The following is a 24,130-nucleotide window of genomic DNA, read 5'->3' on the forward strand; positions in this document are numbered from 1 at the left end:
AGCTTGACCATATGGTCAAACTACTTCTAGCGTGGTCGACATGACCCCTGAGATCACCCGCCTGCACCACGTCGGTCACGTGGTCCGCGATATGTCCGCCGCGCTCAGGCTGTATCGACGGCTAGGGTTCGCGCTGCCCGCGCCGAGTTATCCCGCGATGGTGCCGCAGGGCGGAGGCACACTCGAGCCGTTCGGCGCAGCCAACACCCACGCCGACTTTCCTCAGGACTTCGTCGAACTGGTGACCGTCGTCGACGCCGACGGCGTGGGTACTCGAGTGCCGGCCGACGCGCGACTGGTCCCGCTGAACGCCCCGCCCACCGTGCTGCCATCGCTGATGGAGCGGATCAACGCCACCAGCGCCAACCTGTCCGACTGTCTGGACCGGTACGAGGGCCTGCACATCCTGATGCTGTCCTCGTCCGATATCGAGGCGACCGCAGCTCGTCTCACGAACTCCGGGGTAAAACACGGCGGGGTCAACACCGTGCGACGCCCAGTAGGCCCCCAAGTCGAAACAGTCCGATATCTAGAGATCGACGGCGTTCAACCTGGCGTGGAGGCCGAAGGCAGGATCGGTGTCGCTGCGGATCTGGATCCCGGAATCCAGAGCTCCCGCGCGGCCGACCATCCCAACGGTGCTGTCGGTCTCGTCGGCGCTACGCTCTGCATCGCCGACCCTGAGTTGGACGCGATCCGGACACGCTACGAGGCTTACCTTGACCGCACACCCAAGGCCAACGGACGTGGGTATGTGTTCGATCTCGGTGCGGCAACACTGACCCTGGTGCCGGCATCCCGCCTCGCCGAGGCTCTGCCCGGACAGCAACCACCGGCACTGCCCGCCCTCGTTGCCTACACGGTCGAAGTCCGCGACCTAGCCGCGACGAAGAACCTCCTCCAGACCAACAAGGTCCCGCTGTGTCGAGCAGCATCCGGAGAGCTCTTCGTGCCAGTCGCCGCCGCGATCGGAACGGTGATCGCCTTCCGTTGAACCGACAGAAACACCCCTACGTCGTCCGGCAAACCAACGCACTCACCTCGGCAGATCAGCATGATCGACAGGGAATGTCTGGGTTGCGCTACGTAGCGCTCGGATCGCGGCAGAGGCGGATGGTGGCCGTAGCGCTGGGACGGTGTTCAGGTTGCGTTGCTACGGGCTACGGCAAAGCACAGGCCGGCCATGATCAGTGCGTACGGGCCCCAGAAGTATCGCACCCAGGTGCTTGAGGAGGCGACGTTCATCAACGCGCCGAGAAGCAGGAGCCCGAAGAGGAGCCATGTGCCCCAGTGGGCCACGGCCTCGGGCATGGCGAGCATTCCGAACCCGGCCCGACGAATCACGAGCTGAAGTTCGTCGTCAACGACCGTTCCTGAGCGCTGATCCGGTCCCAGTCGCCAGCAACCACATCCATGCCGCTGACGCGCCCGGACACCCCACCCGCCACCGACCCGCCGGCCACGACGTCCACATCGTCACCGCCGCTACCAGCAACAAGCCGAACAGCAGCACCAAGAAGACGAAAACCTCGAATAGCCCGAGGCCACGACGCACAGGTTGAAGATCAAGCTAGCCGACTACCTGGACCCGATCCTCGAGGAGTCAACGCCGATCAGGACCTTGCCACCGTGTGGACAACGACATTATGGCCGCACTCTAGTGACCGAGTGGCCAATACCGCCCCACATCGGTCTGTTCGAAAATTCATAATAATCGATCTAGCGACCCTCGAAGGAGAAGCATGCGAAAAGTCACTTGGCTCCGCCGGCTCGGCCTCGTCTCAGCAGCAGTGGCGCTCGGCCTGGCAACCACACCCGTGGCCGCGCATGCCGACGACTATGACACCCCCCGCAGCGCCACTGTCGACGGGGCGGGCAACACCTATGCGGCCGGGAAGGCAGCGGCCGAACAGCGGGCCCGGGCAGCCGTCCTTGCAGTCGGCCACGACTGCAAGGACGGGCAGTACTATACAATGCTGATCTATATGTCCCCCGGTGGCGGCACGTGGGTCTTCCGCTCCACCCACCAGGCGATGTGCGTCGACTGATCAAGTGTCGGCCTGATCGGCCTCGGGCCGCGTCCCGTCGGCTGGTGTAGATCGTTTACGTGCGGCTCTGCTCGGTGTTCAGTGTGTCGGTGGTTGCCGTCCGAGCATGCCGGCGATGACGTCGAGCTGCTCCCGGACGTGACCGACGCCGGGCGCGGGCTGAGCCGGTTCCGGTTCGGTCACGAGCCGAGGCGCTGTGGCCCGGGGCCGACTTCGCGGACGACGGTGTAGGTAGGGGCGCCGCTCATACGGGCTTCCGCCTCGCCGGACAGGCCCTCCAAAGCTTTGCGGATGGCGGCCATGCGGCCTTCGGTGTCCGAGGTCTCCACAAAGTTGCGGTAGTCGGCCTCACTGGCCCAGTGCACGATGTTGTACACGCGGGTGCCGTCGGTACTGACGTGGAAGCGGGCCGACCGGTAGCCGGGATAGAAACGTACCCACCGTTCCTGAATCTCCGCGAAGGCATCCACCAGCTCCCGCTGGGTGTCAACGCTGTCGACGGTGTAGTCGATAATCGAGTAGAAGCCGTCCGTGCTCACGTAGATGCTCCTCGTCAATCGGGCTTGCTGGCTCATCGTGCAACCTCAACCACAGTTGAGATCAAGGGCGTTGAACACAGGAAACACCGACAGCACGTGCTCAGCGATCGAAGATGCGCACCTCGCAGGCGTGTCGATACGCAGGCGGCCGACCGGTGGACCTGGATGATCATTGCCCCTACGCTCAGCTGCGACTCGCCCGCCCCCTCGCCGCGGACCTGCGCCGCCTTTGGGGGCGGGCAGCGCCACCCGAGCGGCTTACTCCTGCTCGCGTCCGCCGAGGGTTTCGGAAACCTGGGCCCACGACCGCGCTGCCGGCCGGTGCACAGAAAGCGGGCAGGCGTAGTCCGAATGGCCACCCGGATCACGCAACCGCAGATCAGCACCCCGCTGCGACGTCGGCAAACCCCCTAACCGTGCCACTGTTGTCACGGTTAGTGACATGCGTGGGTTCAGATCAAGCTGAGATCGCGTCGACTGGTGGGAGCGACGTCCGTGTGCCGGTACGCCTTTCGATGATGCCCCTCTGGCTCGGTGCCTGGCATGTCAGTCTTCCCGGACGTATGCCACCGCGATCTCAGATTGCACGGTCCAGCCAAGGGCGCGGTACAGGCGGCGTCCGTCTTCGGTAGCGACGAGGATGCCGGTAGCCAGTTCGTTGCGCGCGGCATGGTCGCTCAGCGCCCGCATGACAGTGGTGCCGAGCCCTCGGCGCCGGTGCGCCGGCGAGGTTTCCACCTGGTCGATGACGCCGCACTTGCCGGCAGGTGCCAGGCGGCCGGAGGCAGCCGCGGTGCCGGTGGCGTCGACGACTGTCGCAACGACGACCTCGCCGTCCGTCGCAACTCTGGTCTCGTACGGACTCGGGGGCTCGACGGCACCTACCGTGAACTGAGCGGTCATCAGGTAGCCGCTGCTTTCCATGGTCCAGCGTGTGGACAGAGCACCACGCAGATCGGTAGCGCATCCACTGACCTTGATCCAGGTTCCAGGTGCGGTGACCTGCCGGTCGAGGGCCTCAAGCAAGTCGGTGTCCCAGGTGTGCAGCACGTACCGGACTCGGTGCCCGGGTCTGCCCACATCGGCTCGGAAGCCACCCTGGACTTCAACGGGACCGGGCACACCACGGGAGACGGCCCAGCCACGACCCCACGCCATGACCAGTTCGGGCATGGTGATCTGAGCACTGTGGGTAAGTGTCGGACACGTTCTTCCGGCATCCAGGAACACGGAGGTGTCGGGTTCGTCGATCATCACCAACATTATTGCAAGTCATGTGCAACAAGACCACGGAAGTGTCGGGCATCACGGAGGGTTCCCACGCGTTCTTGCCCCGCGCACTGTCATCGGCAAAGCCGCGAGCGTTTACTCCGTCCCGGAGGCCATGTCCGCGGCGAGGATGTAGTCGGGGTGCCGGTCGAGGTTCTTGCGGGCCCGGTCGTAGCGCATGGTGGTCCTCGGGTCGGCGTGGCGGGCGGCGATCTGCACGTCGGGCAAGGGCTCCGGACGAGTCTCGATGCGACGGAGGTCGCGCAGGCTGACGCCGGCGTCGAGCATGGTCGTGACGAAGGTGTGGCGCGGCATGTGCGGGTGCATCCTCGGCATCCGGATCCCCGCCGTGTGGGCGAGGTGTTTGAGTCGGCGGGTCGCGGCGTGCCGGTCCATCCGCCCACCATGGATGTTGCGCAGGATCGGCCCGGCGGTGTGCTCGTCGACGGCCCGGTCGATGGCTCGGGCCACTGCAGGTGGCAGCGGGACGAGGACGACCTTGCCGCCTTTGCCGCGGACGCGTAGGACCCGGTGGCCGTGCCCCTCGCCCAGGTCGGCGATGGTCGACCCGCAGGCTTCGACGATCCGCAAGCCGAGCAGGCCCAGGAGCGCGACGAGGGCGAAGTCGTTCGGGTTCGAGGACTGTCGGGCGGTGGTGATCAGGGCCTCGAACTGCAGATGCGCAGTCCGAGGGTCGGTGACTCGGCCGGCACCGTGGGCCGGCGGAGGTCGTCGGCTGGCGAGTGCTCCGCCGACGGCGTCGATGACGCAGGCCCGGTAGAAGCCCACCACGACGGAAAGTCGGCGGGATACGGTCGAGGGCTGGTGACGGCGTACGTCTTGCAGCCAGCGCATGTACCGCTCGATGTCCACCGCGCCGCAGTCAGCGGGTCCGGGTCGTGGTCGGCGCACCAGCGCAGGAAGACGCGCAGGTCGGAGTCGGTGTGCACGCGAGTCTGGCCACGGTAACGGCCCAGGAAGGCCGACACCTCGGCGCGCACAACGAGTTGATCGGCCAGTACGACAGGGGAAGCGGAAGCAGGAGAGGCAGCCATACATCACCGTGCGCCACCACCGGCGATGAACACCAGCCCGCCCGGAGCGGCATGTCAGTACGGACCCGCGACGCGGCGCTCGGGTGGTTGCGTATGCCGCTCAGCGATTGATTCGTTCCTGGACCCAGGCGAGCATCGTGCTGCTGTAGTCGGAGCTGATGGCCTTGAGGGCGTCGGCCCCGCCGACGGTCGGCAGGTGAGTGCAGCCGGCAAGCCGGTGGATGGTCAGGTCGCTGGTAGCGGCGGCGCGCCGCCATACGGCGATGCTGTCCTCGGCGGGAGTCCATTCGTCGGCCTCGCCGTAGAACAGCAACGTCGGACAGCGCACCTGCGCGATGACCGGCTCCGGATCGTAGTCCATATCGTCCCATGTGCCGGGATGGCTGTGCAGGTCGCGCGGGACGTACACGAGTGGAAACCACGGCCGGTCGGCGTACCGGTCGATGACCGCCTGAGCGGTTTCCCGGTCGATGTGCCCGCGTACGACGCTCTCGAGTGCTTCTCGCAGGTGGGTCAGGTCGGCCAGCTCCGCGCTTCCGTAGCCGTGTAGGAGCAGCTGCTGCGCCGTCCCGTACCGCATCTGGACCGCCGGGCTCACACCGCTGCTGGCCACCAACACGAGGAAAGAGACCAACTCGGGCCGACGGGCCGCGACCGCGGAGGCGGGCCAGGTGCCCTGGCTCCAGCCCCACAGGCCCACCGGGACGTCGCCGATGCGTCGGCGCACCTCCGCGATAGCCGCCACGCCGTCGTCGGCCTGGACGGCGTACGGCACGTCGCCCTGCTCACGCGGACGACGGTCGAAGCGCAGCACCGCCACGCCGGCCGCAGGAAACGCACGCGCTACATGCTCGTACAGGAAATACGAGCGCTGCGGCATGCCAGAGCCGTGCAGGACGACGACCGCGCCACGCGCCGGCCTGTCCGGCGGCACGTCCAGCGTGGCTGGTAGGGGCACGTCGCCAGCATCGATGAATAGCTCCATGCGGCGAGTCAATCAGTCACAGAAAACGACGCTGTTCCCAGCCTGAGCGGTGTGATTCGGCCATCAAAGTTGAGCGCCCAACCGGGTGTTCGGCCTTCCACGCACCGACATGCACTGTCACCGGAACGTCCGAGAGCGCCGCCGATCAACAACATCTGACGCAGCGCAGCGATCGGACCGCGGCAGAAGAGGTCGTCGTCTTCGTTACCTATCCCGACCTCGTCAGGCGGAAAGAAAGCTCTTCCCCCAAGGTGGGTAAGCGAAAGAGGGCGGGTTGTCCTTCGGTCAGGGAGCGAGTCGCTGGCCGGGCAGAAGCGTCCAACGTCTGCGCTCCGCGGTTGACGAGCACGGCGAGGGCCGGCGCGGTCTCGGGGCCGAGGCTCCCACCACCCTGACCCCGCAGCTCGTTAGAACTCGGCGGACATGTCCAGGAACGAACCGGCCACGAACAGGGTCAGGGCGGTGATCCGTACGGGGAAGCCGTCCTGATTGCGGCCGAGCGCGCGCAGGAGCACGACGAACACACCGTGGCTGACCCGCGCCTGAAATGCGGCCAGGACCCAGACGGCGTTCGTTGCCGCGACCGCCATGGCGCCGAAGATGATCGCCATGGCGACGGCCAGCGCGGTTACCACGCCCGGCGCACCCTGCCCCGTGAGCAGGGCGGCGCCGATGGCGAACGGCAGGCCGAGCACCCCGATGCTTGCGCCGGTCACGAAAATCCGCTGGGCCCGCCGCTGTATGCCGTCGCGGGCAGCCGTGTAGGCGGCGAGTGCATTCGTGGCTAGTTCGTCGGCGCCGACGCAGTCGGCCAACAGTGGATGCGCCCGTCGCTCGAAATGCCCGGCGGCCACGGCATGATCGGTTCGCTCGCCGATGAGGCCCTCTCCGGACAGGTCCGCGCGGGTACGGGTCGCCCAATGGTGGTACTGGTCCGGTGTGAAGAACCGCTCGCTGCCGGGCGGCGGTCCGAGCCCGGAGGCAGCGTGGACCCCCATCTGGTAGGCGAGCCCGGCTACCGACCGCGATGCCGTGAGTTCGTCTTTCCGGCCGAGCATCCGGTCACGCCGCGCCCCGGCCCGCTCAGCCGCCGCCTTGAGGCGCGTCGCGCCGAGCACGTCGAGTACCGCGACCAGACCGGCGAGCATGAGGAACGCCTTGCCCAGTAGCACCACCGAGACAGGATATCGACCCTGGCGAGCGGGCCGACCTGTCGGTAGCCGTCCTGGCCGGCGTGCCGGACCTGCCACGAAACGACCCCCAGCAAGTGCCCGGCCTCGGGTGTGTCCTTTTCCTGAGGGAAATCACCGAGATGGCTCTGGCCAGCTATTATGCGGCTCCGGCAGCGAGCGGCGCCCTCTGGAGCCATCTGTGAACGTCGCTTGCGACGCCGACCAGCGCAGACACGGACCGGTCCTCATGATCAACAGTCGGCGGCCGTGCTGATGTGGATACCCTCAGCAAGCTGGCGCAGCAGTTCCGCACGTACGTCCGCCGGTAGCCGGCTGGCGGCGCGTGATTGACGCACTCTCATCGGCATTCAGGGTGCCAGGTGGCGCGAGCGTCGACCACAGACTGTGATGGTCTCCCGTGGGCCAGCGCACACGTTCGGCGGCAGATGGTTGCGCGTCGCCGCCGTTCCTGCCGGTGAGAGATTACGATCGTGGAGCCGGCGTCCGACGAGTACGCGGGCCGCTGACGTCCCGATTTACCGGTGCGGCCCGGGTGCACTGACGGACGGTTCCAGAGCCCGACGTGTCCCTTAGTGGGCATCTGATGCCGGTTGATACCGATCTCGGCTGTTGTTACCGTCGGTCGGCTGCGGCCGTTGAGGCGGTATGAGTGCTCGTCGTGCGTACCGCAGTGACCTGTCCGATGCCCGCTGGGCTTTGCTGGCACCGATCCTGGCCGAATGGCGGCAACGGCGGGTCGGGTTGGGCATCGCGCGGGTGCGGCACGACCTGCGCGAGATCGTCAACGCGATCCTGTACGTCAATCGGACCGGGATCGCGTGGGGGTACCTGCCGCATGACTTCCCGCCGTACAAGACGGTCTACGACTACTACGCCAAGTGGGAGGCCGACGGTACCGCTGAGGCGATCCACGACGCGTTGCGGGAGAAGATCCGCGTCGCGGCCGGACGCGACCCGGCGCCCAGCGCGGCGATCATCGACTCGCAGAGCGTGAAGACCTCAGGCAACGTGCCGGAGTCGTCGCAGGGCGTCGACATGGCCAAGAAGATCAAGGGCCGTAAGCGGCACGTCGCGGTGGACGTTCTCGGGCTGTTGCTGGTCGTGCTGGTCACCGCTGCCGGTGTGCAGGACTCGGCTGGTGGGCGGCGGGTCTTGGACGAGCTCGCCCCGGCGCATCCGGCCGTAGTGAAGGCATGGGTTGATGGCGGATACAACGAGCAGGTGGTCGCGCATGGCGCGGCGTGGGGCATCGATGTCGAGGTGGTGCGGCGAGATCCGTCCGCGGTGGGGTTCACCGTCCTACCTCGACGGTGGTGCGTCGAGCGGACCTTCGGCTGGTTGATGACCCACCGCCGGCTGGCTCGCGACTACGAGACGCTGCCGCAGCGCTCTCGAGCGATGATCCTGTGGGCGATGACCGACGTCATGTCGCGACAGTTGACTGGTGATACAACGCCGTCCTGGCGTACCTGACCGGGACATGGCGCAAACCCGACCACGAAGAGGACGTGAGCTGCACGACCCGCGGGTGCGAGGCGCCGCCAACGCCTCCTGGACGTCGGCCGGGCCCCGGCTGCCTCCTGCCGGATGTGGCTACTCGTACTCAGCGCAGGTCCGTGGCACGCACACACCTGGCTGGACGGGGCGCGTCGATGCCGAACCGGGCGTACTGGTTCAGCGGTTCCTGATCGGTGAAGTCGGCCAGGTCCGCGATCTGGGACAGCACGTTGGCTTCCCAGCGGGCATACGAGCTGGGCTCGTCCGTGTATAGGTCTGCTTGTGCACCACACCAGACTCCAGCGTCAGAACCCTGGACAGGGCATCAACCCGATCGGTGACGACGGGGGTTGCGTTGCCATCCTGCCGCCAGAGCGTCAGAGTGTTGCCGTGCTCGGTGATGAGCTGGCGTAGCTGCTTGTCGGCTGCCCGGATCTTGGCGTCGTGTCGGCTGCGAGGGTGAATGGGTGGCGCAATCGATGCATCGCCACCTCACCGCAGTCGGATGCACGGGGCGCGGGCTTCTCGTCTTCCGCGGTGCACGGAGCAAGAAACTGTGCCATGCGACCGTAGGCCGCGGCAGGGGTCAGGCTCTGCAAACGCGGAGCGCCGGCAACCGGGTGCCGGCTGGGGCCGAACCTGTCGACGACCGTTGCCGGGTGGTTGTCGGGTGTACGCGGTGACGTGGTGATCGCGGTCATGTTATGCCTTCCTGGAACGGCACGTCGCAGGGAAGGCACGGGCCGCAGGCCACGAGACATCACAAAACGAGCCTGAACAAATGATGCTAGATGCGCCGAACGGCGGCCTGCTGAACCAGTCAGGCCGCCTGCGGCAGTGCGTGGATTAGAGCGAGCGGATATCCGACGCCTGCGGGCCCTTCGGGCCCTGGGTGATGTCGAACTCCACCCGCTGGTTCTCCTCAAGACTGCGGAAGCCACTCGCCGAGATTGCGGAGAAATGGGCGAAAACGTCGGCGCCGCCGCCGTCCTGGCTGATGAAGCCGAAGCCCTTGTCGCCGTTGAACCACTTCACGGTACCTGTAGCCATGTCTGCTCCTTCGCAGGCTGTTGGAGCCCGCACTGTGCGGGCTCGCGCGCCGCCGCGTTGATCACCCGCGCCGGAACCGACACGAAAACGAAAAAAAGCACCTGGGTGGGTTTTGGTTAACCCATCAGGCGCCGAAACGTCTACGGAAATCAAAACTGCAACTGGGCAACCATAGCACAGACCCTGGCGCTCGCCGCAGCTTCGTACGTGCGGCCTCCGTCATAGCACTGCACCGCGAGGCGCGACTTCGATCGCTGCGACGCCTCGGCCGTAGAGCACGACGAGCCGGTCGCCGTGCTTAGTGCGCAGCTCTGCGGAGTCCTGCGCCAGCGTCGAGATCACGTGTTCCACAAGCTCGTCCTCATCGGAGACGTCCGGTTTGTCGTACGTGACGTCCATGCGGTCGCCGCCGATGAGCCGGACGCGTAGCACCGTAGTTGCCATGTCATAGAAGCTAGTCGAGTGGGGATGCCAGGGACAGGGGCGCTGTCGCGGGCTCCTCCAGTCGAGTCGGGCAGCAGCTCAACCCAAGGTGCAACGACTGTTGCGGGTCCCAGACAGGCGAGGCTCGGACGATGGGCGACACTCGGGCGGACGTGGCAGTGGACACGAGACGAGGTCGTGTCGATCCTCACCGAGGGAGCCACATTGATCGCCGCCGGAACCAGCTCGCTGAGCTGGCAGCGGCAGCGCTGCGGGTAGTGTGCGTAGAGTGGGTGGTGAATCGGTTCGTCAACGTCGTTGGCGGGCCAGCGCCTACCGGGCGTGCTGCCAGCGCGGTCTCGACAGTGTCCACAGGGCAGCTTCGAGGTGTGAGGGACGGGCGTTGGCAGACTATCCGACCGCCACCGACAGTTCAGTATGCTGACAGACGATGCCGCATCCGTTCAAGGCGACGACCAGCTACGCGCGTCGGCGTCCCGTCAGCGACATGCCCAGGTCGTCAGCCACCGCATTGCCGGAAACAATCAGCAATTCTCCCCAGCGCGGTAGGACGAGGCCCTTGCGGCCGCAGGTGGGCGGCCAGTCTGACTGGCCTGATCGAGTGAGACCGAACCACAGGAGAAGTACATGACTTTCGTGTTAGCCCCGCCCGCGGTCTCTCCGTCACCATTGCGCGAGCCCGCCAAGACTCTTCGCGAAAGAGGGGCAGACAGTTTTCACGCCGCGCTCGCCGCGGTCCTGACCAGCGGGCTCGAGAATGCTCTTGAAACGGGTGACCACCCGAGAGCGATCAGCTTCATCAACCGCGGCTTCGCAGAAGGAAGTCCGAAGTTGGGCTGCGACCTCCTCTGCCGGGCAATTGCGGTCGTCGGGACAGCCCGAACGTGGACCGTGCAGCTCGCGCCCCCACGCTCACCGTAGGTGCTCGTCGATCACCCGCCAGATTTAGCCGCGCTCGAAGACCTGGCCGAAATCCTTGCGCCAGGTCGACCCGCGATCCTCAGACGCCTCCAACGACCCTTGATCCGATCGGGCTCGACGTCAGCGATGACCGCTGGAACATGTCGGGACCCTCGCGATTCAGGATCCAATGCGAGCCGTCAACGTCGGCGGCGGTGGCCTCGGTCTTGGACCACCACAGGCAGGTCGACTTCGACGTGTCCCGGCTGGGCAGGTGCTCGATGGATGGTGAGCCGGATGACCGTGCCGGCGATGATCGGCAACGTCCCGCCGTGGCCCACCCAGCCGGCCCGGCGGGTCAGCCGCGGATGCAGCCGATCTGGGTCTGGGCCCGGGCCTGGCCGTAGATGCGGGTGTCGGTGACCGTGACCGCCTGCTCGGCGCCCCAGGTGCCGGGTCGCAGAAGGCGAACTCGCCGCCGTGCTTGGCCGGCCGGCCGCCCTGTGGCTGATGGACCGGTGGCGGGCACGTGGCAACCTTGCAATGCTCATTCGCGTCGCTCGGGAGGCCGTCCTGGACTTTCGCGACGTCCGGGTAGCCGCCGACCCACGAGCGTGCGGAAAGCCCGTAACAGTCTCTGTTGCCTGCTCGACGCCGACCGGGTGCGCAAATTTGGCACCAAGGGGTCCTGTCATCGAAACGACCCAGCGTTCAGCCTCACCCCCAGGCCCGTCACGCAGCGTAACGCCCGGTTGGTGGCATGACCGGGTGTTGGATCTTGATCCTCGAAGGCTTGGCGCCGCTGGCCTCACTTTGGCGGCGACCAGGCATTGACCTGAGCGTAGGACGGTAGGTTCGGTCGTATGGCGAGGCCGTCCCGGACGGCTGCCGCCGTGTCTACGGACGCGGCCATGGCGGCGCGGAAGAGCAGGGAGCCGGTGCTGACCCGTCGCACGCCCAGGTCTGCCAGGGTGGCGATGGTGTGCCGGACGGGCAGGAACAGGACGTTGACCGGCACGTCGACCGCTGCCACGACGGCGGCGATGTCGGCCGGCTCCGCCAGGCCGGGAACGAACACTCCGTCGGCGCCGGCGTCCGTGTAGAGCCGCACCCGGCGCAGCGTTTCGGCGAGGTCGCCCGGTCGCTGCCAATGGGTGTCGGTCCGGGCGTTGACGAACAGCTGCGGTACCTCCTGCTTCACTGACCGGATCAGTGCCGCATGCGCCTCGGCCGGCTGCATGGCGTCTTCCATGTTGACGCCGACCGCACCGGCCGCGGCCACGGCGACTGCGGCGGTGACCGAACCGGCTTCGATGTCAACGGTGAGGTGGACCGGGAGCCTCGCCAGACGGCGGGTGAGACGCAGCGTCTCATCCTCGGTGGCGCCGGCGCCGTCGGGCAGGCCGGTTGCGGCCGCGACGCCGAGGCTGGTGGTGCCGAGCGCGGGGAAGCCGGCCTCGACCAGACAGCGGGCGGAGGCGACATCCCACACGTTCGGCAGGACGAGTGGTTCGCCGGTGCGGTGGAGTGCGGCGAAGTTCCTCAACTGGAGGCTCCTTCGACGAGGGCGAGGGCGTGTGCACGGCCGGGGCAGCGGCGTGACCCGGACCCGAACGCCAGATCGCCCGCCAGGCTCACCTGCACCACCTCGCCGGCTTCGACCGTGACGTCGCCGACGGTGGTCCTGACCAGCGCCTGCCGCTTGGTCGCCGGGACCGGCGGCTCGTCTCGCAACACGTCGCCGACGGGGCGGTGCCGAGTCCGTTCGATCAGGGCCATGGTGGGTTCGCAAGCCTGCACGAGCAGCCCGATGCGGGCTGCGGTCGACTCATCGAAGACGCCACCGAAGAGCGCAACCAGCCGGACGACCGCCGCGTCCGCCCTAAATTCATCGCCAGTTCCCGGCTGGTACGCCTGCGCGACATTGCGCACCAGGTCCACGACGGGTTCGCCGACGCCCATCTCCCGGGCGAGGGCCGCCACCGGATGCATCGGGCCGTAGCCTCGGAGGGACTCCAGCGCGATCGCGTCCAGGATCGCGATTGACATCGCGCGCCGGCGCTCGTGGGCCTCTCCGGTGCTGAACCGGCCGACCGTTGCGCGTAGCCAGGCGACTCCAGCGGACGCGGGTGGAACCGGCGGCACCACGAAGGCTGCGTCGTTCAGGAGGGCGAAGGCGGCGTCGCGGCCGTTGATCTGCTGCATGAGGCGAGGTTACGGCCGGAATCGTTCGGCGGCGGCCGAAAGGAAACGACCTAGGCTGGGCAGGTGATCTCAGCCTCGGACCTGGCGTCGCTCGCGGCTCTGCTGGCCGACGAGACCCGGGCAGCGATGTGCCTCGCGTTGCTCGACGGGCGCGAGTGGACTGCAGGCGAGTTGGCAGCGCACGCACGCATCGCGCCCTCCACAGCGACCGAGCACCTGCACCGCCTCATCGGCGGCGGGCTGCTCGTCGAGCGGCGCCAGGGCCGTCACCGATACGTACAGCTCGCCAGCGCCTCCGTCGCGCAGCTTCTCGAAGACCTGGCGGCCCGGATCGAGCACCGCCCGGCCTCGCCGCGAGGGCTGCGGGCGGTGACTGCGAACTCGGCCCTGCGACGTGGTCGCACCTGCTACGACCACCTCGCCGGACGGCTCGGTGTCGCGGTGACCGACGCGATGACCCACAAGGGGCTGCTGGACCAGACCAGCGGCTTCGCCCTCACCACAGCCGGCCAGGCCTGGCTCACCGACACGCTCGGGCTGAGTCCGGAGGACCTACGGCCAGGCAAACGACCCCTCGCACGCGGATGCCTCGATTGGACGGAACGGCGGCAGCACCTCGCCGGGTTAGCCGGGGCAAAGCTGTGTGAGACGTTCCTCGGCAACGATTGGGTGATGCGGATCGGGTCCGGCCGGGCGGTGCGGCTCACCCCAGATGGAAGAGCAGCGCTGCGGGCCCTCCTGGGACTCTCCGACGTCAATTGACCGGTGCGCCCAAGCGGCGGACGAACACCGCGCCGCAGAAGCTGCTTCCGCATGTGTCCCATGTCGTGATCGAAGCGGTCGAGCGATCGGCCGCGACGATCGTGTTGCGGGTACGGTCGTGGCCACGGGGGAGTCGGTGCCCGCAGCGCAGCAGCATCTCGGCGCGTGGGCACGGAACGCGCAGCCGCCACCGGCCGCGGCCCACGGAGCAGGGATGGGGGGTGGCGGGCCTGACTTCAGGCCCGCCACGCGGTTCGGCGGAGGAGTCGGGTTACTCGTGCGCGATTGCGCTCAGTACGTCGACCCGCGCTGCCCGGATCGCCGGTAGGGTCGCGGCGAACGCGCCAACGATCACGGCGAGTATCAGGTATGCCCCCATCTGCTCCCAGGGGAGTGCCACCTCGGTGAAGCCCTCCTTCCTCAGCGCTCGTACGACGGCCGCACCCAGCCCGCTGCCGACCGCGAGGCCGAGCAACGCGCCGAACACCGAGATCACCACGGCCTCGACGGTGATCATGCGCATCGCCTGTGCCCGGCGCAGTCCGATCGCCCGGAGCAGGCCGAGCTCGCGGGTACGTTCCAGGACCGACAGTGCGAGAGTGTTGACGATGCCCAGGACGGCGATGAGGATCGCCAGCGCCAGTAAGAGCTGGATCATGGCCAGGACGGTGTCGAACTGTCCGCTCTGCTGAGCGATGAACGTGCTGCGGTCGCCGACGGTGACCTCGGGGCTGTCGACCAGCAGCGCGTCGATCTGCTTGCGGATCTCGGTGGCGTCGGCGCCGTCGGCGAGGCGCAGGTACCCGAACGAGGGCTGGGCCACCCGGAAGTCGTGTACCGCTTCGGCGGGCAGGATCCACCCACCGACCCGGTACACATCGTCGTCGGTGTAGATGCCGGCCACGATCATGGTGCGGATGCCCCCGTGGGCAAGCCGCACCTGTACGGCGCTGCCGGCGTGCAGCCCCAGTTCCGTGGCGCGCTCGGCGTCGACGACCACATGGTCGGCCGGCAACGTCGCGAGCGTGCCTTCGATCGCCCGCAGCGGCAACATGCGCGTCATGGCCGCCAGGTCGGTGACCGCGTTGACCCGACTCGGCCTGCCGTTGATCATCGCGATGTCGCCGTACTCGCCGACGACCTCGCGTACCCCGCCGGTCTGGCGTGCGCGGTCCAACACCGCGGGGTCGAAGGTCGGCATCGAGTCACCCCCGGGCTCACCGGCAATGATCAGATCGGCCTTGACCCGCGTGTCGACCATCTTGGTGAAGCTGGCCGCCGCGGATTCGAGGACGACGTGCACCCCGGTGATCAGCGCTAGGCCGACCATCAGGGCGGCCGCGGTGATCGCGGTGCGCCGCGGGTTGCGAGCGGAGTTGAGCCGGCCCAGCTGGCCCGGTACCGACCAGGAGAACAACAGGCCCAGCATCGACACGACCGGCCGGGCGATCATCGGCGTCAGCAGCGCGACGCCGGAGAAGCTGACCAACACGCCGCCGAGGAGCAGCAACAGCGTGGCCTCGCCGCCCTGGCCCGCTAGTCCGAGCCCGAGCGCGGTACTCCCGATCGCGGTGGTCAGGGCGCCGGCGACGGCGAGGCGGGTCAGCGGACGGTCCGGCGCCGCGACCTCCCGCAGCGCCGCGACCGGCGGGATACGCGCGGCGCGCAGCGCCGGTAGCAGCGCCGCCACCAGCGTCACCAGGGTGCCCACCGCGAACGCGCTGATCACGGCCGACGCCGGAATCTCGATCGATTCCATGGGTAGGTCGGTGTTGCCGACATGCCTGAACAGGTACGCCAGCAGTGCCCCCACACCGATGCCCGCGCCCATCCCGAGCGCCGAGGCGACGACGCCGATGGCCAGCGCCTCGGCCAGCACCGACCCGATCATCTGCCACCGGCTGGCACCGATGGCCCGCATCAGCGCCAACTCCTTGACGCGCTGCGCGACGAGGATCGAGAACGTGTTGAGGATCAGGAACGTTCCGACGAACAGCGCCACTCCGGCGAAGCCGAGCAGCACGTTGTTGAAGAAGCTCAGCGACTGGCGGAAGCTTTCGGCGGCGGCGTCCTGCAGTTGCTTGCCGGTCTTGACGTCGTAGGCGTTGCCCAGCGTGGCGGAGAGCCGGTCGCGCAGCATGTCCGGCGTGACACCCGGTGCGGCCGTGACGACGATGGCGGAGTACACGCCCGTCTTGCCGAGCATCAGCTCCTGGGCGACCGGCTCGATGAACGACACCTCCTGGGCCCCGCCGATGGTGTCGCGGTTACCGCTGTAGCCGAAGATGCCGACGAGGGTGAACATCTTCTTCGGCTTCAGGGTCAGCACGCCCAGCCGATCGCCGACCTTGATTCCGGCGGCCGCGGCCAGGCTCGCGTTGACCGCGATCTCGTCGGCGGCCCGCGGCCCACGCCCGACACGCAGTTGGCGCAGGTCCGCCGTGCCGGTCCAACTGGTGCCCAGGCGCGACGGCCCGGACGTGGTGACGACCTTGCCGTTGGAGCCGATGACGCGCGCGCCGCTGGCGCTGACAGTGCCCGTGGCCTTCTCGACGCCGGGGATCGCGCGGACGTTGCCGACGAGTTCCGCCGGCACGGTGGCGGAGTTCTCGTCGGGCTCGCCGCCGGACACCGGGGCCTTGCCGCTGACGGCGACGTCGGTGCCCGCGTACACGCTGGCGGAGAGGCTGTCGAACGACGCGGCGAGCGTGTTGGTGAGGACGAACGCGCCGGAGACGAACATGACGCCGAGGACGACGGCCATGCCCGACAGGATCAGCCTCAGCTTTCTGGAGCGCAGGCTCTTGAGGGTCGCGCGCAGCATGGTCAGGCCCTCACGGTCTGGCTGGTGTCGGCCGGGTCGGTGTCGAGGCGCCTCATGGTGTCGAGGACGGCGTCGGCGGTCGGCTCGTAGAGCTCGGCCCGGACCTGCCCGTCGGCGAGGAAGACGACCCGGTCGGCGTAGGAGGCGGCGTTGGGGTCGTGGGTCACCATCACGATGGTCTGGCCGTGGTCGCGCACGGAGCGGCGCAGGAAGCCCAGCACCTCGGCGCCCGACCGCGAGTCGAGGTTGCCGGTGGGCTCGTCCGCGAAAATCACATCAGGGCGGGCGACAAGAGCGCGGGCGCAGGCGACGCGCTGCTGCTGGCCGCCGGAGAGCTGGCTCGGCCGGTGCGACAGCCGGTCGCCGAGGCCCACGGTCTCGATGACCTGGGCGAACCAGTCCCGGTCGGGCCTGCGGCCGGCGATCGACAACGGCAGCAGGATGTTCTCCTGCGCCGTCAGGGTCGGCAACAGGTTGAACTGCTGGAAGATGAACCCGACCTGGTCGCGGCGCAGCCGGGTCAGCTTGGCGTCGCTGAGCCCGGTGACGAGCATGTCGCCGATGTGCACTTCGCCGCGGGTGACGGTGTCGAGCCCGGCCAGGCAGTGCATCAGCGTCGACTTGCCCGACCCGGACGGTCCCATGATCGCCGTGAACTGGCCGCCGCCAAGATCGACAGTGACGCCCCGCAACGCCGCCACCTGGGCCTCGCCGCTGCCGTAGACCTTCCACACATCCACGGCGCGCGCCGCGATCGTGGCGTCCCGGCGAACCCCCGTGCGGGGTGGCCCAGTTGTCGTGGTTGGCACGATTCCTCCTCATGCGGTGCTGGACGGTCTCTTGACCCGACCCATCCAAGCGCCGCCGGCCGCCAGGCACACTGGCCCACACCCGAGTCTTGAATGTAGGGCCAGCACTAAGACGTACAGTGCTGGCCGTGACGACGACCAGGGCCGCTGTGGCCGGCGGAAAGGCCCGCGCCAGCACCGCTTGGGAGGCGATGCGGACCCGACCACTACGCATCGCGTTCTCGCCATGGCCGCTGCGGGCGTTCGCCTACCTCGCGTCCGGGGCTGTGGTCGGCGCCTTCACCCTGGCCTGGCTGCCCCTTGCGTTGCTGGCCGGCTTGGCGGTCCTGACGCCACTGGCGATACACCCCCTGGCAGCCCTCGAACGACGGAGGATCAGGCTGCTCGGCGGGCCGGCGCTGCCCGACCCGCATCGGCCACCGGACGGGACCGGTCTCGCCGCATGGCTACGCCTTCGCCACAGCGAGGCCGCGACGTGGCGGGAACTGGCGTACTCGGTGCTGCACGGAACCGTTCTGCTGGCCTTCGACCTGGTGGCCACGCTGCTCGCCCTGAGCCCGGGACTGGTCCTCATCCTGGTGCTGAAACCCGACGACCCGCCACCGTCGCCGCCGGCCGGTGGGCAGGCTCCCGCCGGGCTGTCGGACGTCGTCGCACCCGTGCTGCTCCTGGCGTTCGGAATGATCGTCGTCGTGCTCGCCATCTGCTACGCGGTGGTTCTCGCCGCGATCGCCCACGCCGCGCTGGCCCACCTCCTGCTGGCCCCCGGCGAGGAGGCGACGGTCCGGACGTTGACCCGGTCGCGGGCGCGGCTGATCGACGCGTTCGAGGTCGAGCGCCGGCGCATCGAACGGGATCTGCACGACGGTGCCCAGCAGCGCCTCCTGCGTCTGGCCATCACCCTCGGCATGGCCCGGCTGGAGGTACGCGACAACCCCGAAGCCGCCCAGTCCCTCATCGACCAGGCCGCCGAGCAGGCCAAGGCCGCCCTGGCCGAGCTTCGCGAACTGGTACGCGGCATCCACCCGCAGGTCCTCACCGAACGGGGCCTGCCGGCGGCGCTCACCGAGCTGGCCGACAGCGCCGCCACACCGTTGACGATCGCCATCGACGTACCACATCGACTACCGTCGACGGTGGAGTCCGCGGCGTACTTCGTGGTCGCGGAGGCGCTGACCAACGCCGTCAAACACGCGAAGGCGCACCAGATCTGGGTGACCGGCTGCCTCGACGGGAGCACCCTCGTCGTCGAGGTACGCGACAACGGCGTCGGCGGTGCGGACCCCGACAGCGGTACCGGCCTGGCCGGCCTCGTCGACCGAGTCGACGCCCTTGCCGGCACGCTGATCCTGTCCAGCCCGCCCGGTGGCCCGACCCTCCTGAGATTGGAACTGCCATGCTCCGGGTAGCCCTCGCCGACGACTCGGTGCTGCTGCGCGAAGGGCTCGTCGGCATCCTCGCCCGCTTCGGCCACAAGGTCGTCGCCGCGGTCGGCGACGCTACCGCGCTGGTCGATGCTGTCGCCACCGACCGTCCCGACGTGGTGGTGACCGACGTACGGATGCCGCCCACCTACACCGACGAGGGACTGCGCGCAGCCCTCGCCCTGCGCCGCAACCACCCCGGCCTGCCGGTCCTGGCCCTGAGCCAGTACGTCGCCACGACCTACGCCAGCGAACTGCTGGAATCCTCGGGCAGCGGCGGTGTCGGATACCTCCTGAAGGACCGGGTCGCCGACGTGACCGAGTTCGTCGACGCCGTCGAACGGGTCGCCGGCGGCGGCTGCGTGATCGACCCACAAGTGGTCAGCAAGCTCCTCGCGCTGCGCCGCGACCCGCTCACCAGGCTGACCCCACGCGAACGGGAGGTCCTGGCGCTGATGGCCGAGGGACGATCGAACGCAGCGATCTCACGGTTGTTGACGGTGACCGACGCCGCGGTGGGCAAGCACATCGCCGCTATCTTCGCCAAGCTCAACCTGCCGGCAAGCAGCGAAGACGACCATCGGCGGGTACGCGCGGTGCTCGCCTACCTTCAGGGCCATGAGGTCATCACCGCCGCGTCCGCTGAGTGCACGTGAGTCCCGTACCTGGCAACGAATCGTGTCAGGGACCTGAAGATCAGTCAGGCGAAGGGCAGACCGGCCGGTCCGGGACTCACGTACATTCTCACTGTCAGGCGAAGCTGAACAGCCGCCGCTTACTGATAGTCGGCGTCACGGACGTCCCCGGGGTCGTGCCGTCAGGACATCCATTGCCGATCTTCCAGTCCGTGTCCTCCGTGTACGAGGTGCCAAAGCCGTCCACGCCGTACTCGGCAGTGACGGTGCTGCGCGGGGGAATGGTCACCGTAGCGCTGATCCCGGACGAGGTTGGTGCGGCTGTAGGTCACCGTCCTGCTCAAGTTCAGTTCCAGATATTCGGCTACCGTTAATGAACACCGACCGTGACCGACGGTGTCCGCGGCCTTGGCGACCCCACCAGCTCTGTACTCCACCCCGACACCATGCCGGCCGAGGTGCATGGCCTCAATCACGGTGGTGCCGATGCCGGCCATCGGGTCGAGCACCACGTCACCAGGGTTGACGTCCACGGCCAGGTACCGCTGAACGTACCTAGCGTCGCGTGCGCAGCGAAACCCACAAGACCGGTTCGGATGCCATCACCACGTTCCGTTACGACGGCCCGCCATCGACCGTGTGGCGCATCCGCTTCTGTCGATGTGCGGATGCTCCCAGTGGCGCGGGTGACGCTGATTTCAGCTCACTGGCTCGGTTTGAGCAGTTCCAAGTACCCGGAGTATGGGTGCGGCGACGTCGACAGCAGCATCAGCGGGTTCGTAGCGGTTGCGTGGCCTGGAACGCAGTTGGAGCCGGGCAACCACCTCGTGGCCGATCTGCATCCGAGGACGTACCGGGTCCGGGCGACGTACCGCGCCGATGGCGACAACTGGATGATCCTGGTCCAGCTCCAACCCATGCCTTGAGGCCCACGCCTGCCGCATTCATTGTGACGTCGGTCAGGTCCGGCAGCGGCTAGCCTAGGATCGCACGCCGATGCCGCGCCGGTACATCTGCGGGCTGTGCCCGGTCCAGCGTCGCACGGCGCGGTGGAAGGAGCTGTACTCGGCGAACCCGAGCAGGGTGGCGATCTCGTGCAGGGTGTACCGGGGGTTGCCGAGGTGTTCCAGGGCTAGCCGGTGCCGCGTGGTGTCGAGCAGTTGCTCGAACGTGGTGCCTTCGGTCCGCAGCCGGCGGTAGAGGGTCTGCCGGCTGATCCCCAGCGCCCGGCTGGTGGCCTCGGCGGTGGGTGGACCGAGCGGCAGTCGGGTGACGATGTGCTCGCGCACCTGTCGGCTGTCGGCGCCGGTGGCCGCGACGCGTTCGGCGAGTGTCACGGCGTGCTCGCGCAGCACAGTGAACAGGTAGCTCTGCGCCCGGGGCGGCGGCCGGCCGAGGAGTTCGGCGACGAACGTGATCCGGTCTTCTGCCTGACCGAAGCGCACCCGATCGCCGAAGACCGCCGCGTAGGCGGCGGCATGACCGGGCCGCTCGTGCCGGAAGTCGGCGCGCAGGTCGACGTCTGCGCCGTCGGCCAGAAACCGGAGCGTCGTGGCGATCTCGCCGAGCGCCAGTTCGGCGCCCTGCGTCGTGCGCGAGGCCGCCTCGGTGCGGTGGTAGCTCAGCTCGGCCCGGTCGGTCGTGATCCGCAGCGCCAGCCGTAAACCCGTGCCGAGCACGTTGGCGTGACGGACCGCCAGGCACAGCGCCTCTCGCAGCGATGGGCTGTGCGCCGCCAGCTGCCCGATCGCGCCGACGTTGCCGTCGCTGGCGCATCGGCCGGCCAGCCGCAGCGCCACCGCGGGGTCGCCGGTCAGGTCCGGCGCCGCGCGTTCGAGCCGCGCCAGCGCGGCGAGCGGGACGTGCGCGTCCGGATCGATGTACCGGTCGACCGCGAATCCGAGCACCCGCTCGACGGCAGCCGGATCAGCCCCGACCGCGACCAGCGACCGGACGGTGTTCGCCACCACCGCGACGCAGACCGACGCACCCGCCTCGGCCATCCTTTCCACCTGCCACCCTCCCGTGTCACCGGACGCCAGGTATCGGCAACGTGAGGCGATGGTAGTGCGGTGGCCGCAGTCGTAGCGTCACGGCTCATGAAGCCACTTGTCACTCTGCGAATCGTCCCCCGTACTGTCGTCGTGGGCGCCTGGTGCGTCACCGGCTTCCTGGTCATGATGGTCGGCGGGTCGTTCACCGAGGCGCTGTTCAGCCGGGTCGGCTACCCGGGTGCCGGCTGGGGTGGTGTCCCGGTCACTTTCGACCTGGCGGTCAAGCGTGACGCGCTGGACCAACTGGCGGCGAAGGGCACGCTCGACCTGTTCGGCTGGGTCCAGGTCGTCGACATCACCATCATCATCGGCACGCTGCTCTTCTTCACTGCGCTCAGCGTGCTCGCATGGCGTACTCAGCCGCCCGGCGACTGGCTCGACCGGCTCGGTCGGCGCACGACGGCCGCGTTCGTGCTCGCCCCGACCGCCGACGCCGTCGAGAACCTCACCGCACTGCTCCTGATCGCCGGGCAGCCGCAGCCGCTGACCGTGCTCAGCCTCGCCAACTCACTCGCCACCCTGGCCAAGACCTTCCTGTTCATCGGCGGGTGGATGGGACTCGCCGTGCTGCTGCTGGCCACCGCGCGGCGGGCGGCGGCAACGTTCGCCAGGTGAGGGCTACGGCTGACCAAGTACGGCTGAACGCACCCGTCGCGGCCAACACCAGACGTGACATCCGCTCATGCCAATGAGCGGGCGTCTGGCCGGGCCGGCTCGGACGACGTCCACGGCCTGCCTTCCGCCATGACAACAGCGTAAGGTCGGCCCATGATCGAATCCCAACGCGAAGCCGTGCCGCGCAACGACGGTGGCGAACTCGACACCAACCTCGCCTTCTTGTCCTTCGCTCGATCATGCGTGCTGAAGAAGGTCGCCGGGCTGAACGAGGAGCAGCTGCGGCGCCGCTTGGTCGTCTCCGACACCACACTGCTGGGCCTGGTCCAGCACCTGACCGACGCCGAAAGGTATTGGTTCGGCTACACGTTCGCTGGCGACCCGCGCTACGCCGACGTCGACTCGGACATGGTGGTCGCGCCGGACCGGTCCCCGGATCAGATCATCGCCGGCTACCGGGCTGCGATCGCCGACAGCGATGCCCACATCAGCGCAGCCTCTGGCCTCGACGTTCTCACCGCGCAGCCGGTCGGTGACGCGCCTCGTACGCTTCGCTGGGTGCTCGCCCACATGACGAGTGAGACCGTCCGGCATGCCGGTCACGCCGACATCCTGCGCGAGCTCATCGACGGTGCCACCGGCCGGTAAGAGGTCGGGGCTCGGGGTTGTCGCGCTGTCCGGTGCATGCGAGCCTGTGGAACGCTCGAAGGCCACCGGGGATCGGGACCGACCGCCCGACCGGCTTTGGGGCTTGGTGGAACGCGAGGTGCCGCCAGGCGTCCCAGGCCAGCGGGATCGGCTTCACCGGCGGGGCCACCGGCCAGAGTTCGCCGGTCTGCGGATGTTCTGGGATAAGGGCGAAGTCGGCGTCGGCGTCCGGAAGGCCGGGCCCGGCCAGGACGAGGGCGCGCTCCGGCCCCGTGCCGACCGGGCCGACGAGACGGTCGAGAGTGGGCCGGAAGACCTCGGCGACCTGGTGATCGGGGATCAGGATCGGGTCGCCGCGCGAGGCAGCCAGCAAGTGTGCCAGCGCCGAGGCTGCGGTGGCCGCCCAGATCGGGTGCCAGCCGCCGCCCGGTTCGGACGGCGGGATACCGTGCCGCTGGTCGATCAGGCCTGCCCAGTCGAGCACCGGGTGCGGGCCGGGACCGTCCTCGATCACGTGGGTGGTCAGCGGGTCCAGCCAGATTGCCTGTCGTAGGCCACAGTCGTCGATCCGGATGGCCACCGGCGTGCCGCAGGTGACGCAGACCATGTTGGGCTCGCTGCCGTCGAGGCCACAGCACGCGGAGTCGCCGACCAGCGCCGGGTCGATGACGGCGCCGCGGACGTCCCCCGGGGCGAGCAACACCCGGCCGACCGGCCCGGCGGAGATGCTGAACCTCGGCGCGTACCAGCCGAGCGCCTCGGCCTCACCGGCTTCGAGTTCGGCCCACCGGCGCCGTGGCGAACCAGAGGGCAGTGGATTCACCGCGAACGTGCCGGGCTCCAGTGCCGGCGCGAGCGATCCCGGCCCGTTGCCGTACTTCTGGTCCGCCTGGACGGGCAGCGCCACCCTCGACACCGGGACCGTCAGAGTGGCGTCGCAGCTCCTGCAGCCGAAAACCGTCATGTACCCCCCGCGCGTCGACTGACGCCAATCTAGATCATCGGGTCATGCGGTTGTGGTCGAGGAGCACGATGGCGGAGGGGTTGGTCACGGCGAAAGTCGGACCGGCGACCGTGCCCGGCCTCGCGCCGGCCCTCGACCCCGGACATGGAGTACGCGCTGCTCAGCCAGCACAACACGGTGACCGGAGCAGGCACTACGGCGCGCTGCGGC

General features: G+C 68.4%; 22 protein-coding genes and 1 pseudogene. 8 read left to right on the top strand and 15 right to left on the bottom strand.

All coding sequences use genetic code 11. From position 1 onward, the window contains the following. The first annotated feature begins 40 nt into the window (after positions 1 to 40). Entirely contained in the window at positions 41 to 994 is a 954-nt protein-coding gene (locus E1182_RS02800) for a VOC family protein (protein WP_132261035.1), read from the top strand. Positions 995 to 1,742: 748 nt separating this feature from the next. Beyond that, entirely contained in the window at positions 1,743 to 2,048 is a 306-nt protein-coding gene (locus tag E1182_RS02810) for a hypothetical protein (protein ID WP_132261037.1), read from the top strand. Between the two features lie 179 nt (positions 2,049 to 2,227). Here E1182_RS02810 and E1182_RS02815 read toward each other — a convergent pair whose 3' ends face one another. The 5 genes from E1182_RS02815 to E1182_RS02840 all read right to left on the bottom strand — a co-directional run bounded on the left by E1182_RS02815 (position 2,228) and on the right by E1182_RS02840 (position 7,071). Continuing rightward, positions 2,228 to 2,587 (bottom strand): antibiotic biosynthesis monooxygenase, encoded by a 360-nt coding sequence (locus E1182_RS02815; RefSeq protein ID WP_132261038.1) that lies wholly within the window; start codon positions 2,585 to 2,587, stop codon positions 2,228 to 2,230. Between the two features lie 546 nt (positions 2,588 to 3,133). Continuing rightward, positions 3,134 to 3,841: a GNAT family N-acetyltransferase gene (locus E1182_RS02825; protein ID WP_165942486.1), complete on the bottom strand. Its 708-nt coding sequence runs from the start codon at positions 3,839 to 3,841 to the stop codon at positions 3,134 to 3,136. A gap of 111 nt (positions 3,842 to 3,952) precedes the next feature. After that, on the bottom strand, positions 3,953 to 4,711 hold the full coding sequence (locus E1182_RS02830; protein ID WP_207921238.1) for a tyrosine-type recombinase/integrase: 759 nt from the start codon (positions 4,709 to 4,711) through the stop codon (positions 3,953 to 3,955). A gap of 300 nt (positions 4,712 to 5,011) precedes the next feature. Beyond that, on the bottom strand, positions 5,012 to 5,896 hold the full coding sequence (locus E1182_RS02835) for a S9 family peptidase (protein WP_132261040.1): 885 nt from the start codon (positions 5,894 to 5,896) through the stop codon (positions 5,012 to 5,014). A 407-nt stretch (positions 5,897 to 6,303) separates the two neighbouring features. After that, positions 6,304 to 7,071, bottom strand: coding sequence for a hypothetical protein (locus tag E1182_RS02840; RefSeq protein WP_132261041.1), 768 nt, complete (start codon positions 7,069 to 7,071; stop codon positions 6,304 to 6,306). A gap of 663 nt (positions 7,072 to 7,734) precedes the next feature. Here E1182_RS02840 and E1182_RS02845 point away from each other — a divergent pair. After that, positions 7,735 to 8,562 (top strand): IS5 family transposase, encoded by an 828-nt coding sequence (locus E1182_RS02845; RefSeq protein WP_132261042.1) that lies wholly within the window; start codon positions 7,735 to 7,737, stop codon positions 8,560 to 8,562. A gap of 130 nt (positions 8,563 to 8,692) precedes the next feature. On the opposite strand, the gene E1182_RS32660 is transcribed toward E1182_RS02845, so the two are convergent. The 5 genes from E1182_RS32660 to E1182_RS02870 form a co-directional block, all read right to left on the bottom strand. Further along, a complete protein-coding gene (locus E1182_RS32660; RefSeq protein ID WP_256370798.1) occupies positions 8,693 to 8,815 on the bottom strand; it encodes a hypothetical protein in 123 nt (40 codons plus the stop codon). Between the two features lie 617 nt (positions 8,816 to 9,432). After that, positions 9,433 to 9,636 (bottom strand): cold-shock protein, encoded by a 204-nt coding sequence (locus E1182_RS02850; RefSeq protein WP_121398059.1) that lies wholly within the window; start codon positions 9,634 to 9,636, stop codon positions 9,433 to 9,435. A gap of 219 nt (positions 9,637 to 9,855) precedes the next feature. Further along, positions 9,856 to 10,080 carry a hypothetical protein gene (locus tag E1182_RS02855; RefSeq protein ID WP_132261043.1) on the bottom strand — a complete coding sequence of 75 codons (225 nt, stop codon included), beginning with the start codon at positions 10,078 to 10,080 and terminating at the stop codon, positions 9,856 to 9,858. A gap of 1,708 nt (positions 10,081 to 11,788) precedes the next feature. Beyond that, the gene (locus tag E1182_RS02865; protein ID WP_132261044.1) at positions 11,789 to 12,526 is read right to left on the bottom strand and encodes an isocitrate lyase/phosphoenolpyruvate mutase family protein; all 738 of its coding nucleotides are present in this window, start codon (positions 12,524 to 12,526) and stop codon (positions 11,789 to 11,791) included. Continuing rightward, positions 12,523 to 13,185 (bottom strand): hypothetical protein, encoded by a 663-nt coding sequence (locus E1182_RS02870; RefSeq protein ID WP_132261045.1) that lies wholly within the window; start codon positions 13,183 to 13,185, stop codon positions 12,523 to 12,525. The genes E1182_RS02865 and E1182_RS02870 overlap by 4 nt, the downstream gene beginning before the upstream one ends. A gap of 63 nt (positions 13,186 to 13,248) precedes the next feature. Here E1182_RS02870 and E1182_RS02875 point away from each other — a divergent pair, with 63 nt between their 5' ends. After that, complete coding sequence (locus E1182_RS02875) at positions 13,249 to 13,947, top strand: helix-turn-helix transcriptional regulator (RefSeq protein ID WP_132261046.1); 699 nt, start codon at positions 13,249 to 13,251, stop codon at positions 13,945 to 13,947. A gap of 271 nt (positions 13,948 to 14,218) precedes the next feature. Here the strand turns inward: E1182_RS02875 and E1182_RS02880 are convergent, their stop codons facing one another. After that, positions 14,219 to 16,771, bottom strand: coding sequence for an ABC transporter permease (locus E1182_RS02880; RefSeq protein WP_132261047.1), 2,553 nt, complete (start codon positions 16,769 to 16,771; stop codon positions 14,219 to 14,221). 2 nt (positions 16,772 to 16,773) lie between these two features. Further along, the gene (locus E1182_RS02885) at positions 16,774 to 17,580 is read right to left on the bottom strand and encodes an ABC transporter ATP-binding protein (protein WP_243705992.1); all 807 of its coding nucleotides are present in this window, start codon (positions 17,578 to 17,580) and stop codon (positions 16,774 to 16,776) included. 128 nt (positions 17,581 to 17,708) lie between these two features. Between E1182_RS02885 and E1182_RS02890 the strand changes: the two genes are divergently transcribed. Together E1182_RS02890 and E1182_RS02895 are read left to right on the top strand one after the other, a co-directional pair. Continuing rightward, positions 17,709 to 18,989, top strand: coding sequence for a sensor histidine kinase (locus E1182_RS02890; RefSeq protein WP_243705993.1), 1,281 nt, complete (start codon positions 17,709 to 17,711; stop codon positions 18,987 to 18,989). Continuing rightward, positions 18,977 to 19,660 (top strand): response regulator transcription factor, encoded by a 684-nt coding sequence (locus E1182_RS02895; protein WP_132261048.1) that lies wholly within the window; start codon positions 18,977 to 18,979, stop codon positions 19,658 to 19,660. Before E1182_RS02890 ends, E1182_RS02895 begins: the two co-directional genes overlap by 13 nt. Positions 19,661 to 20,066: 406 nt before the next feature. Here the strand turns inward: E1182_RS02895 and E1182_RS32900 are convergent. After that, positions 20,067 to 20,163 (bottom strand): annotated as a pseudogene (locus E1182_RS32900) (DNA methyltransferase); the annotation flags it as partial. Between the two features lie 456 nt (positions 20,164 to 20,619). Continuing rightward, positions 20,620 to 21,642: an AraC family transcriptional regulator gene (locus E1182_RS02910; RefSeq protein ID WP_132261050.1), complete on the bottom strand. Its 1,023-nt coding sequence runs from the start codon at positions 21,640 to 21,642 to the stop codon at positions 20,620 to 20,622. Positions 21,643 to 21,738: 96 nt separating this feature from the next. On the opposite strand from E1182_RS02910, the gene E1182_RS02915 reads away from it, so the two are divergent. Together E1182_RS02915 and E1182_RS02920 are read left to right on the top strand one after the other, a co-directional pair. After that, positions 21,739 to 22,308 (top strand): hypothetical protein, encoded by a 570-nt coding sequence (locus E1182_RS02915; protein ID WP_132261051.1) that lies wholly within the window; start codon positions 21,739 to 21,741, stop codon positions 22,306 to 22,308. Between the two features lie 153 nt (positions 22,309 to 22,461). Continuing rightward, the gene (locus tag E1182_RS02920) at positions 22,462 to 22,956 is read left to right on the top strand and encodes a DinB family protein (RefSeq protein WP_132261052.1); all 495 of its coding nucleotides are present in this window, start codon (positions 22,462 to 22,464) and stop codon (positions 22,954 to 22,956) included. Here the strand turns inward: E1182_RS02920 and E1182_RS02925 are convergent. Then, positions 22,931 to 23,920, bottom strand: coding sequence for a hypothetical protein (locus E1182_RS02925; RefSeq protein WP_371687505.1), 990 nt, complete (start codon positions 23,918 to 23,920; stop codon positions 22,931 to 22,933). The genes E1182_RS02920 and E1182_RS02925 overlap by 26 nt on opposite strands. Between the last annotated feature and the right edge of the window lie 210 nt (positions 23,921 to 24,130).

The organism is Micromonospora sp. KC721, from assembly GCF_004348355.1.
GTDB lineage: Bacteria > Actinomycetota > Actinomycetes > Mycobacteriales > Micromonosporaceae > Micromonospora.

Bases quoted from the DNA above. Each gene is read 5' to 3' on its own strand.
- E1182_RS02800 (WP_132261035.1), top strand. From the start codon at position 41: ATGACCCCTGAGATCACCCGCCTGCACCACGTCGGTCACGTGGTCCGC.
- E1182_RS02810 (WP_132261037.1), top strand. From the start codon at position 1,743: ATGCGAAAAGTCACTTGGCTCCGCCGGCTCGGCCTCGTCTCAGCAGCA.
- E1182_RS02825 (WP_165942486.1), bottom strand. From the start codon at position 3,841: ATGATCGACGAACCCGACACCTCCGTGTTCCTGGATGCCGGAAGAACG.
- E1182_RS02830 (WP_207921238.1), bottom strand. From the start codon at position 4,711: ATGCGCTGGCTGCAAGACGTACGCCGTCACCAGCCCTCGACCGTATCC.
- E1182_RS02835 (WP_132261040.1), bottom strand. From the start codon at position 5,896: ATGGAGCTATTCATCGATGCTGGCGACGTGCCCCTACCAGCCACGCTG.
- E1182_RS02845 (WP_132261042.1), top strand. From the start codon at position 7,735: ATGAGTGCTCGTCGTGCGTACCGCAGTGACCTGTCCGATGCCCGCTGG.
- E1182_RS02850 (WP_121398059.1), bottom strand. From the start codon at position 9,636: ATGGCTACAGGTACCGTGAAGTGGTTCAACGGCGACAAGGGCTTCGGC.
- E1182_RS02855 (WP_132261043.1), bottom strand. From the start codon at position 10,080: ATGGCAACTACGGTGCTACGCGTCCGGCTCATCGGCGGCGACCGCATG.
- E1182_RS02870 (WP_132261045.1), bottom strand. From the start codon at position 13,185: ATGCAGCAGATCAACGGCCGCGACGCCGCCTTCGCCCTCCTGAACGAC.
- E1182_RS02880 (WP_132261047.1), bottom strand. From the start codon at position 16,771: ATGCTGCGCGCGACCCTCAAGAGCCTGCGCTCCAGAAAGCTGAGGCTG.
- E1182_RS02895 (WP_132261048.1), top strand. From the start codon at position 18,977: ATGCTCCGGGTAGCCCTCGCCGACGACTCGGTGCTGCTGCGCGAAGGG.
- E1182_RS02910 (WP_132261050.1), bottom strand. From the start codon at position 21,642: ATGGCCGAGGCGGGTGCGTCGGTCTGCGTCGCGGTGGTGGCGAACACC.
- E1182_RS02915 (WP_132261051.1), top strand. From the start codon at position 21,739: ATGAAGCCACTTGTCACTCTGCGAATCGTCCCCCGTACTGTCGTCGTG.
- E1182_RS02920 (WP_132261052.1), top strand. From the start codon at position 22,462: ATGATCGAATCCCAACGCGAAGCCGTGCCGCGCAACGACGGTGGCGAA.
- E1182_RS02925 (WP_371687505.1), bottom strand. From the start codon at position 23,920: ATGACGGTTTTCGGCTGCAGGAGCTGCGACGCCACTCTGACGGTCCCG.